At 69.6% G+C, this 10,764-nt stretch carries 8 protein-coding genes and 1 pseudogene; 5 read left to right on the top strand and 4 right to left on the bottom strand.

What is annotated here, in order from left to right:
• Window positions 1–1,569: pseudogene (locus tag JWR81_RS27675) on the top strand (hypothetical protein); the annotation flags it as partial.
• A 128-nt stretch (window positions 1,570–1,697) separates the two neighbouring features.
• Here the strand turns inward: JWR81_RS27675 and JWR81_RS27670 are convergent.
• The 3 genes from JWR81_RS27670 to JWR81_RS27660 all read right to left on the bottom strand — a co-directional run bounded on the left by JWR81_RS27670 (window position 1,698) and on the right by JWR81_RS27660 (window position 4,792).
• Window positions 1,698–2,570, bottom strand: coding sequence for a CoA transferase (locus JWR81_RS27670; RefSeq protein WP_297659249.1), 873 nt, complete (start codon window positions 2,568–2,570; stop codon window positions 1,698–1,700).
• A gap of 336 nt (window positions 2,571–2,906) precedes the next feature.
• Window positions 2,907–3,248: an acyl-CoA dehydrogenase family protein gene (locus JWR81_RS27665; RefSeq protein ID WP_297659247.1), complete on the bottom strand. Its 342-nt coding sequence runs from the start codon at window positions 3,246–3,248 to the stop codon at window positions 2,907–2,909.
• A 743-nt stretch (window positions 3,249–3,991) separates the two neighbouring features.
• Window positions 3,992–4,792 carry an enoyl-CoA hydratase-related protein gene (locus JWR81_RS27660; RefSeq protein ID WP_297659245.1) on the bottom strand — a complete coding sequence of 267 codons (801 nt, stop codon included), beginning with the start codon at window positions 4,790–4,792 and terminating at the stop codon, window positions 3,992–3,994.
• A gap of 322 nt (window positions 4,793–5,114) precedes the next feature.
• Here JWR81_RS27660 and JWR81_RS27655 point away from each other — a divergent pair, with 322 nt between their 5' ends.
• The 4 genes from JWR81_RS27655 (at window position 5,115) to JWR81_RS27640 (ending at window position 9,940) form a co-directional block, all read left to right on the top strand.
• Window positions 5,115–5,879, top strand: a complete 765-nt coding sequence (locus JWR81_RS27655) for a zinc-binding dehydrogenase (protein ID WP_297659243.1) — start codon at window positions 5,115–5,117, stop codon at window positions 5,877–5,879.
• Entirely contained in the window at window positions 5,876–6,706 is an 831-nt protein-coding gene (locus JWR81_RS27650) for an enoyl-CoA hydratase/isomerase family protein (RefSeq protein ID WP_297659241.1), read from the top strand. The genes JWR81_RS27655 and JWR81_RS27650 overlap by 4 nt, the downstream gene beginning before the upstream one ends.
• 88 nt (window positions 6,707–6,794) lie before the next feature.
• Window positions 6,795–7,967, top strand: coding sequence for an acyl-CoA dehydrogenase family protein (locus JWR81_RS27645; RefSeq protein ID WP_297659239.1), 1,173 nt, complete (start codon window positions 6,795–6,797; stop codon window positions 7,965–7,967).
• Entirely contained in the window at window positions 7,964–9,940 is a 1,977-nt protein-coding gene (locus JWR81_RS27640) for an AMP-binding protein (RefSeq protein WP_297659237.1), read from the top strand. The genes JWR81_RS27645 and JWR81_RS27640 overlap by 4 nt, the downstream gene beginning before the upstream one ends.
• Here JWR81_RS27640 and JWR81_RS27635 read toward each other — a convergent pair.
• Complete coding sequence (locus JWR81_RS27635) at window positions 9,910–10,668, bottom strand: FadR/GntR family transcriptional regulator (protein WP_297659235.1); 759 nt, start codon at window positions 10,666–10,668, stop codon at window positions 9,910–9,912. The genes JWR81_RS27640 and JWR81_RS27635 overlap by 31 nt on opposite strands.
• Window positions 10,669–10,764: the final 96 nt, after the last annotated feature.

Raw genomic sequence — 10,764 nt, 5'->3', positions numbered from 1 at the left:
CTGGCCTGGATCGCCACCGTGTTCGACCAGACCAGCGCCGACACCGCCCGGGCCCGCTACACCGACACCCTCACCCGCCTGCTACCTGTGGAGGTGGTGGAGCGGGCGGTGGCCGAGCCGGGGTTTCCGCGGCTGTTGCGGGCGCTCCGCGAGGCCGAGCTGGCCGGACACCACCCTGACTCGCTGCTCACCGCCGCCGTCGCTGTGGGCGGCAGCCCGATCCGCGGCGATGCGCCCGATAGCCGCTCCGCCTACAGCCGCTCCGCCGACAGCAGTGCCGTCGCCAGTCCTGCCGTCGAGGACAGCCCGGGTGAGGGGAGCGGGGTCGGTGAACGCGGCGCTGGAGGGCGGGGTGTGGGTGAGTCGGGGTCGGTGGCTGATGTGCTGCGTTGGCGGATCCGGTTCCACACCCGCGACCGGGTCCCCGAGCAGATCGTCGACCCGCAGGACTGGACGACGTGGAGCCCACCCGTCGACGGCCCGGTGGGGCAGTTCCTGCACGACCTGGCCGTGCTCGCCTCGGACCGGCAGGCCGAGATCGGACACACCGCCGCGGCGCAGCACCCCGAGTGGGCCACCGGCCATCTCGGCACACCCCCCGAGGATCCCGATGATCGCCTGGAGTGGGAGCGCCGTGCAGGCACCGTTGGCGCCTACCGGGAGCTGGCCGGGATCGACGACGCACAGCTGTCGCTGGGCGCGGCGCCGTCACCGGAGCAGGTCCTGCATCGCGCCCTGTGGCGGCACGCGACTCGGGCGCTCGGCGTCCCGGCCGAGGAGGTCGAGTTCCGCGGCGCATCGGACGTCGTCCTGTACGAGCACGTCGCGGCGTGGGAGCGCGCCCAGGCCTGGGCGCCCGCGTATGTCGCCGACCAGCTGCGCGACGCCCACCAGGTCGCCGAGACCTCCCGCCGCGACGCGATCCTTGGCGCGGCGGAACTCGCTACCGCCACCAACCCCGCACCGGATGCCGTGACCCGGGTCGACATCATGCACACCGCCGCCGAGACCGCCGATGTCGCTGCCCTGCGAGCGGGCGAGCTCGAGCGCACCTACCGTGATCGCGCCGCATGGACCGAGACGACGGCCCGGGTTGAGCAGCGGGCCCGGCTGGCCGCCGAGGAACTCACCCGCCGCGACCTCCCTCTCCCCAGCCGTGCGTCGGAGGACGGGCAGATCAGCCGCGGCCATGACGCGATGAGCGACGAGTCCGCGGCAACCGGCACCGCGGCCGCCGCGGGTTCACGCGGCCGTGACGGCTCCCCAGGAGCCGGCCCAGACCGGACGGTCGACGAGGGGCATCGCGGTGGGGGCCTGACGAATACCGCAGCCGACATCGCCCGGATCCAGCAGCACACCAAGGACACCCTGGCCGGGATCCGGTCCCGGGCCCGCGAGGCCGCCCTGCAGCGGCTGCGCGGCGAGGCTGCGGCGTCGGTGCAGCGCTGGCGCGATCGCCGGATGGAGCACGCCGACGCCCACGACCTGACCCCCGATCCCGATGCCGGGCCCGGAAGCAGTCGGGAGCGCGATACCCAGTCCTCCGAGGTCGACATCGACCTGGATTAGCAGCGAGGACACACGGACCACTCGCCCCTGCGGCACGCCAACAACCTGAAGAGCGTGCGCACCTACGAGGGCAACGACGAGGTCCACACGCTGATCATCGGGGCCGGCACACACCGAGCTCCCTGCCTTCACCTGAGCAGCACCCATATGCTGGGAGGACGTATGGCAATCGGTCCGATCGACGTCAGGTTCTTGGTCCGCCCGCGATTTACAGGACCTAGCCGGAGACGAAGCCGGACCTGCTGTCGACGAAGAACGAGACCGCCTGCGCAATGTAGTCGACCTCCCCGGCCCTCTGTACCGGAATGGGCACAGCCCGGGTCCCGGATGTACTGCTCCCAGGGCACACTGAGTCGCTCGGCGGTCGCGCGGGTCATGTCGCTGGCGATGAACCCCGGCGCGATGCAGCCGCGGCCACGCCGAAGCGTCGCAGCTCGATGGCGATGCTCTTGGTGAAACCCGGCGTCGTTCACCAGTACAGTCGGCGGCCCGAGCTCCTGGGTGACACGGGCGACCGTCTCGTGACGGGGTGCCGTTGGAGACGTCGGCGCCGACCAAGATCGCGACTTGGTCACGTGCGCGATGGCTTTCGCGGCGCCCTCGATGTTGGTGGCGCAGCGGGCGCCGTCGGCGAGCGCGGTGGAGCCGAACACGTCGCTGACCAGGGTGTGCCAGCCCCGGTCGTTGTGGACGCCGATCAGGACCGAGCCGTCGGCGGTGGGGTAGGCGTCGTAGGGGCGATCGCGGCGTGGCTCAGCCGCAGGCGCGGGGATCTGGTGACCGCCGTAGAGCTGCATGTAGAGCGGGTGGCCCATCAACTCGACCGTAGAGTCGAACATTGACACATCGACCACGGCGCCCTCACCGGTGCGCTCGCGGCGGAACTGGGCGCTGAGAACCGAGATGGCGGAGTAGACGTCGGCGTTGGGGACGCCGGTCTTGGTCGGGGTCCCGGGGGTGCCGGTCACGGCGATCATCCCGGTCTCGGCCTGGACGAGCATGTCGTAGGCCCTGCGGTCCTGGAGCGGCCCGCCGATGCCGGAGCCGGAGATGTGGTCGATCCCTCCTGGCCATCTTGGCGTCCTTCGGGCCGACGGTGACGCCGGGCGTGTTCGCGGGCACGAGGAACACGGCGATGTCCGAGGCACCGGGCGCCGCGTCGGCGTAGTGGACGAAGACGACGAACAGGCCAGGCCGAGGACGCGTTGGTGATGTACTTCTTCTGCCCGTCGATCACCCAGTGGTCCCCGACGCGGCGGGCCCGGGTGCGCAGGCCGGCCGGGCTCGACCCGGCGCCGGGTTCGACGAGGGCGGCGACGGCGACGGCGGCCACGATCTCACAGGAGGCGATCCGAGTGGGCCCATCCTTCTTCTGCGCGTCGGTGCCGAAGCCGACCAGGACCCTGGCCAGCGATGCCGTTGTCGGTGCCGGACATCGACCGCTGCGACAGCGCGGTGGAGCCGAACTCCTGTGCGAGCTCAACGTCCTGGATCAGGTCGAGCCCGATCCCACCCCACTCGGACGGGCTCGCGTAGCCGAACAACCCCATCTCGGCCGCGGTCCGGCGCAGTTCATCGGGACCTCTTCGGTGCGGGCCCCGGTGAGTAGCGACAGCACAATGTAGGCGTGCAGCGACGAACCGTTCGCGGCGCCGACGAGTCGTTCCGCCTGGTCCCATGTCAAGGGACTTGGACGGGCGGCCAGTCTGCCCGGTGGGGACGCGCACGGAGCGTCGACGTTGCGTTTGGCCTTGTCATGGGCCATTCCGCGTATCACCGATCGGCTGAGGATGGAGTGCATCAGCCGCAGAGCGCGGGTGCTGACCTTGTGCGCAGAGCCAGCGGTCGAGGTCGTCGGCATAGAGGTCGCGAAGCTTGCATCGGCCCATCCGAGCCGTGATGCGGGTCTCGGCGATCGTCGAGTAGTTCGCCACCGTCGCGGGGGACCTGTTGGGCAGCCCATAGGTGAGCCAGTCGCGGACGGCTTCGACGACGGTGTATTTCGAGGGCGCGACGGCTACGTCGTGGTCGTGGTCGCGCAGCAGTTCTCTGAGCTTGTTCTGGCCTCGGTCTTGCTGGTATCGCTAGCTTTGCGGGTGATCCTCTTGCCGCGTGCGTCGAAGCCGGTTGAGATTGACCCCTGGCACCGGACACGGTGGCGATGGCGATCCGGCGTTCCCGTCCTAGTGCAGGTCTCCTTCGAGCGGCTGCGGGGGGCGGTCATGACGCTGCCCCGAAGGTCGGGTGACCATCAGCGCCGATGCCGCAGCCTCTCCCGGAACGTGGCTCGTCGACGACATGACGCGCCTCCTGCGATGCGGTGACGCCGCCGGTGGGCGGACCGCATCGCAGCCCGGTGCCGCCTCCGGCGATCAGATCCGATTGCCGGCCAGCAGATCCGGCATAGAGACGTCCACCGGCATCAGTGGCTGCGGTAGGCGGCGAAGTTCGGCTTGCGCTTCTCGTTGAACGCCGTGATGCCCTCCTGCGCCTCCTCGGACTCACCGAACAGCTTCAGCGCGGAGTAGGCCATCTGCCCGATGCCGGCGAAGTGCTCGGTGTCGGTGTTGAACGACTGCTTGAGCACCTTGAGCGCGGTGGAGGAGAGCTGCATGATCTCGTCGGCCCAGGCCCGCACCTCGGTCTGCAGGTCGGCGGCGGGGACGACCTTGTTGACCAGGCCCCAGTCCAGCGCCTGCTGGGGTGAGTACTTGCGGCACAGGAACCAGATCTCCCGCGCCCGCTTCTCCCCGATGGCGCGGGCCATCAGGCCGGTGCCGAATCCGGCGTCGAACGAGCCGACGCGCGGGCCGTTCTGGCCGTAGACGGCGGTGTCGGCGGAGATCGTCAGGTCGCACAGCAGGTGCAGCACGTGGCCGCCGCCGATCGCGAAGCCCTTGACGGCGGCGATGACCGGCTTGGGAACGTCGCGGATCACGCGGTGCAGGGCGTCCACCTCGAACAGGCCGCTCTCGGACGGCCCGTAGTCCCCGGTCTCCATGCGCTGCTTCTGGTCGCCGCCGGTGCAGAACGCCTTCTCCCCGGCACCGGTGAGGCAGATCGTGCCGACCTGGTCGTCGGCCCAGGCGTACTTGAACGACAGGACCAGCTCGTCGACGGTGCGGGCGCGGAAGGCGTTGTAGCGATCGGGCCGGTTGATCGTGATGGTCGCGAGGCCGTTGTCGACCTCGTAGATGACGTCGGTGAACTCTTCGGGCTTCACGGTATGGTCCGTCCTCACTGTCGGCTTTCGGTCTGACCAAAAGAACATACGACCAGAGTCGGCTGCCGAGAGCGGCGGGGCCTGAACGAGAGGGGACAGCGTGCGAGCATCAGTGCTTGAGGGATTCGGTGACGCCTCCAGGTTGGTGTACGGGGACTTTCCGGATCCGGAGCCGGAGCCCGGATACACCGTGGTGCGGCTCGAGGCTGCGGCGCTCAACTGGCACGACGTCCTGGTCAGACAGGGTCGGTATGGCTCGCCCCTTCCGCATGTGCCGGGCTGCGACGGTGCGGGAACCCGGGTCGACGACGGCTTGGAGGTGATGGTTCTCCCGTCGCTGTGGTGGGGTACCGACGAGCGTGCCCCTGGCCCGCGCTGGGAGATCCTCGGAGACCACCGGCCGGGGACGTACGCCGAGTACGTGCGGGTGCCGGACGAGTGCGTCGTGCCGAAGCCGGCGGGTCTGACCTGGGCGCAGGCCGCGGCTCTCCCGCTCGTCGGACTGACAACCTACCGGGCCCTGTTCACCCGAGCCCGGTTGCAGTCAGGTGAGTCACTCCTGGTCCTCGGGGCAGGCGGTGGGGTAGCGACGATGGCGGTGACCCTCGCCTGTGCGGCCGGTGCTGCGGTTCATGTCACGTCCTCGACCAGCGAGAAGATCGATGCGGCGGTTCGGCTCGGTGCGGCGGGCGGGGTGAGCTATCACGACCCCCGATGGCCGGCGATCGCGCGGGCGCAGTCACCGGACGGGGTGGGGTTCGACGTCGTGCTCGACGCCGTCGGAACCTGGGGTCCCGCACTCGAGGCCGTCCGCCCTGGCGGGCGGGTTGTCGTGCTCGGCTCGGTGTCGGCCGAACGGGCCGATCTCGACGTCCGACGCTTCTACTTCGGCCAGTACGACCTCCTCGGCACCACGATGGGCAGCCCTACCGACTTCGTGGGCCTCGTCGACCTCATCGAGCGGTGCCGGGTTGTACTGCCCCCCGTCGCCCGCGAGTTCCCACTGTCGGAAGCCGCTGAGGCGCATCGCTACCTGGAGTCCGGTGCGGGCTTCGGGAAGGTCGTCCTGCGCACCCGCGAGACATGACCGAAGGATCCGCGCAGGGTCCGAACGAACGGAGCACGCTGATGACCACGTCACGGGTCGGGTACGAGACCGACGATCACGGAGTCGCCTGGCTGACCCTGGACCATCCCGACAGCCGCAACGCACTCGGCGACGCGATGCTGGACGAACTTCTGGCACGCTTCGAGGCGGCGCGGGCCGATGACGCCGTCCGTGCGGTCGTGGTGGGCTCCTCGCACGAGCGGGTGTTCTCCGCGGGCGGCGATCTGAAGGCATTCGCAGGCGAGATGCCGACGATCGAGAAGTATGCGGGCCTCGAGCGCTTTCCCCGGCTCTTCCTGACGATCGCCGAACTGGGCAAGCCGGTGATCTGTGCTGCAGGCGGCGATGTGCTGGCCGGGGCGTTCGGGCTGGCGCTCGCCTGCGACCTGGTCATTGCGCGCGAGGGCGTCCGCTTCGGCTGCCCGGAGATCAACATCGGCGTGTTCCCGTTCATGATCTCCGCGCTGATCTACCGCAACGTCGACCGCATGAAGGCCAATGAGCTGATGATGCTCGGCGACCTGATCTCGGCGACGGAAGCCCACCGGCTGAACATCGTCAACACCGTCGTCCCGGCGGAGGAGTTCGACACGACGGTGCGCGAGTGGGCGCACCGGATCGCCGCCAAGTCGCCACTGCTGATGCGGATGGGCAAGAACGCTCTCGCAGCCAGCCGTGACATGCCTCTGCGTGAAGCGCTCGACGCGCTGCGGTCGCAGCTTGCGCTGGCCTTCACCACAGAGGACATCAACGAGGGCGTCGCAGCCTTCCGGGAGAAGCGCGATCCGGTGTGGCGCATGCGCTGAGCCCGTCGCCCGGCTGCGCGCTCGTCCATCCTTTGGCATTTGGTCTGACCAATAGTATAATTGAACGTAGGACGACGAAGGGACCTCGATGGATCTCGCCGACTCACCGGAGGAGGCCGCGTTCCGGGCGCGCGTGCGGGCGTGGCTGGCCGAGGCGCTGCCGACGTTGCCGTGGCCCGAGCCGGCCGACCTCGCTGACAAGCTGCCGTTCTGGCGCCAGTGGCAGAAGCTGCTGTTCGAGGCCGGCTATGCGGGCATGTCCTGGCCGCGCGAGTACGGCGGCCAGGGCGCGGACGCGAAGATCCGGGCGGTGTTCTCCGAGGAGGCCGACCGCGCCGGCGCGCCCGACAAGCTCAACACGGTGGGGGAGGACTTCGCCGGCCCCACGATCGTCGCCTTCGGCACCGACGCGCAGAAGGAACGGTTCCTGCGCCCGATCCTCACCGGCGACGAGCTGTGGTGCCAGCTGTTCTCCGAGCCGGAGTCCGGCTCCGACCTTGCCTCGCTGCGCACCAAGGCCGTGCGCGCCGACGGCGGCTGGCGCCTGACCGGCCAGAAGATCTGGACCAGCCGCGCGCACCTCTCGGCCAACGGCATCCTGCTCGCCCGCACCGGTGGCGGTGAGCGCCACCGCGGCATCACCTACTTCCTCCTGCCCATGGACAGCCCCGGGGTCACCGTCCGGCCGCTGCGTCACATGCTCGGCGAGGCCGAGTTCAACGAGGTCTTCCTCGACGACGTCTTCGTGCCCGACGACCTGGTGCTCGGCGAGGTCGACGGCGGCTGGAAGGTCGCGATGGCCACGCTGGGGTTCGAGCGAGTCGGGATCGCCACGGGCCGGGTCAACACGAAGCGCGCGGTGGACGACATCGTGGCCGACGTCCGTGGCCGCACCGGGGACGGCGGCCGCCCGCTGGGCGCGGATCCCCTGGTGCGCCAACAGGTCGCCGACCTCTACGGGCGTGCGCTGGTGCACCACGCTATCGGCCAGCGGGTGCTCACCATCGCCGCCGACGACGGCCCGCCCGGGCCCGTCACGTCGATCGGCAAGCTGTTCTTCTGCCCGCTGGTGGAGGACCTGGCCGACTTCCGGATGACCCTCGCCCCGCTCGGTGGCCAGCTCGCCCCGGAGGAGCAGGACGCCGCCGACGCGCGATGGACGCGGTTGGCGTATCAGGCCCGGGGTACGGCGATCGCGGGCGGCTCCACGTTCATCCAGCGCAACATCGTGGCCGAGCGGCTGCTCGGGCTGCCGCGATGAACGACTACCTGTGGACCCCGACCGACGAGTACGTGGAGAACGCGAACGTGACCCGGCTGGCCCGCCGGCATGGAGCGGCCGACATCGCGGAGCTTCGCGCCCGTTCGGTGGCCGACATCGGCTGGTACTGGGACGCGGTCGTCACCGATCTCGGGCTGCCCTTCTCCACCCCCTACCACCAGGTGGTGGACCTGAGTCGGGGCATCCAGGACCCGGACTGGTTCGTCGGCGGCGAGCTCAATGTCGTGGACGCGTGCCTGAGCAGGTGGGCGGCCGACCTCGAGGCCCGGCTGCGCGTCGCGGTCGTCCACGAGGCGGAGGACGGCACGGTCACGACCCTGACCTACGGCGAGCTGGACGCCCAGGTCGCCCGGGCCGCACGCGGACTGCGGGACCTGGGTGTCGCTCGCGGTGACGCCGTGGCCCTCTACCTGCCGATGATCCCCGAAGCCGTCGTCGCCTTCTACGCGCTCGCCCGGCTGGGTGCGGTGATCGTGCCGCTGTTCTCCGGCTTCGCGGCCGGCGCCATCGCCTCGAGGCTCACCGATGCGTCCGCGACGATGGTCGTCGTCGCCGGGTCCACCGTCCGGCGGGGTCGCACGGTGCCCATGACCCCGCAGGTCCGGGAGGCGGTGACGAGCTGCCCGACGGTTCGGCACGTCGTGGTCGTCGGTGAGCATGTGGCCGGCGACGTCGCGTGGAACGATCTGCTCGTCGCCGGTCCCGACACGAAACCGGCCGAGCAGATGGCGTCGACCGACACCCTGCTCCTCGCCTACACCTCGGGCACGACGGGACGGCCCAAGGGCGCGGTGCACACGCACGCAGGGTTCCTCGTGAAGACCGCCAGCGAGGTGGCCTACTCGTTCGACGTCGGGCCCGACGGCGTCTTCTGCTGGATCACCGACATGGGCTGGATCATGGGTCCCCTCTCGATCATCGGCACTCACGCCAACGGCGCCACGTTGATGCTCTACGAGGGTTCCCCCGACGTCCCGGACAACTACCGACTGTGGGATCTGGTGGCCCGCCACCAGATCTCGATGCTCGGGGTCTCCCCGACGCTGATCCGCACCTTGAAGGGCTCGGACATCACCGAGATCAAGAGCCATGATCTGTCCTCGGTGCACGTGCTGGGGTCCACCGGCGAGCCCTGGGACCCCGACTCCTATGACTGGCTGGCGCGCGAGGTGTTCGCCGGCCGGGTACCGGTGATCAACTTCTCCGGCGGCACCGAGGTCGGTGGGTCGTTCTTGGCGCCGTACCCGGTGGAGCCAATTCACAGTTGTTCGTTGGGCGGACCCTCGCTGGGCATGGACGTCGACGTCGTGGACGACGACGCCCAGCCGTTACGAGGCCAGGTGGGGGAACTGGTGTGCCGCCAGCCGTGGCCGGCGATGACGCGCGGAGTCTGGAAGGACGACCAGCGCTACCGCGAGGCATATTGGTCGCGGTTTCCCGGGCTATGGACTCACGGCGACTTCGCCATGGTCGACGAGGACGGCCAGTGGTTCATCCTGGGTCGTTCCGATGACGTGATGAACGTCGCCGGCAAGCGGTTGGCCCCAGCCGAGGTGGAATCGGCGCTGTCCACCCATCCGGCGGTGGCCGAGGTCGCCGCCGTCGGCGTTCCCGACCCGGTCAAGGGAGAGGCGGTCTGGGCGTTTTGGGTGGGGCGGGCCGGTCTCGGCAGCGACGCCACCGACGACGCGGTGGCCGCCGAACTCAAGGCGATCGTCAGTACCCAGCTCGGCAAGCCGTTCGCACCGTCACGCATCTGGCGGGTGGCCGCGCTGCCCAAGACTCGCTCGGCGAAGATCCTGCGCCGCGCCATCCGCGCCGCGGCACTGGACGCCGACCCTGGTGACCTGTCCGGTGCCGAGAACGCGGGCGCGGTCGAGGCCATCCGTCAGACGGTGCTCGCCGGCACCGCCGAGGTGGCTCAATCGTCGACGGTGATGGAATCGCGTTGATCGACCTGCAGAGCGGCCGCAGCGTAACTGTGCACGTGTCGGCGCATCCGGCGCCCGGCCGCTTCGCCGTCCTTGTCGCGAATTGCGTTGGTGATCGACTTGTGCGCGCGTACGGTCACCGCACGCACCTTGTCGTCGACGAAGGCGGCGTTCTCCGTGCCGGCATAGATCGCCTGCGACAACGCCGTCATGAATCCGATCAGCAGCTCGTTGTGACCGGCGACCGCGACACCGACGTGCCAATTCAGGTTGGCCTCGAGGAACTGTCCAAGATCTGCCTGCGGATCGGCGATCTCGTCGTTGGCGCGCTCGAGCACGGCCAGCTCGTCGCGGGTGCGATTGGTGGCCGCCAGTTCGGCGCAGAACGGTTCCAGTGCCTCTCGGGTCTCCATCAGGTCGGCCAACTTGATCCGCCTGCCCCGAATCATCATTCCGACCGAACTGGCCATCGACGCCGTCGTCGGACGCACCACGAATGCGCCACCGGCGCGCCCGGCCCGCACCCGCACCAAGTTCTGCACCTCCAAGATGCGCAAGGCTTCACGCACCGTCGCCCGACTCATCTGGGTCTGCTTGACCAGTTCGCGCTCGGCCGGCAGCGCCGCGCCCTCCTCGAGCTCACCGCTGAGGATGCGCTCACGAAGCTCACGCGCCAAGACGTCGGGCGCCTTGGGCACGTCCACGGGTCCCAGGGTGATCGCCGAGCGACTGGAACCGTTGTCGGACACCGCGCCTCCTTCACCCACATATATGGACTTAAGGTCAGACCTAATTTAGCACCCGCAGTTTCACCGCGCTGGGATCTCCGCGCGACCGGCCCAAAC

This window comes from Pseudonocardia sp. (genome assembly GCF_025965585.1).
Lineage (GTDB): Bacteria > Actinomycetota > Actinomycetes > Mycobacteriales > Pseudonocardiaceae > Pseudonocardia.
Note: the sequence above shows the minus strand (reverse complement) of the source record. Positions and strands in the feature narration are given on the sequence as shown.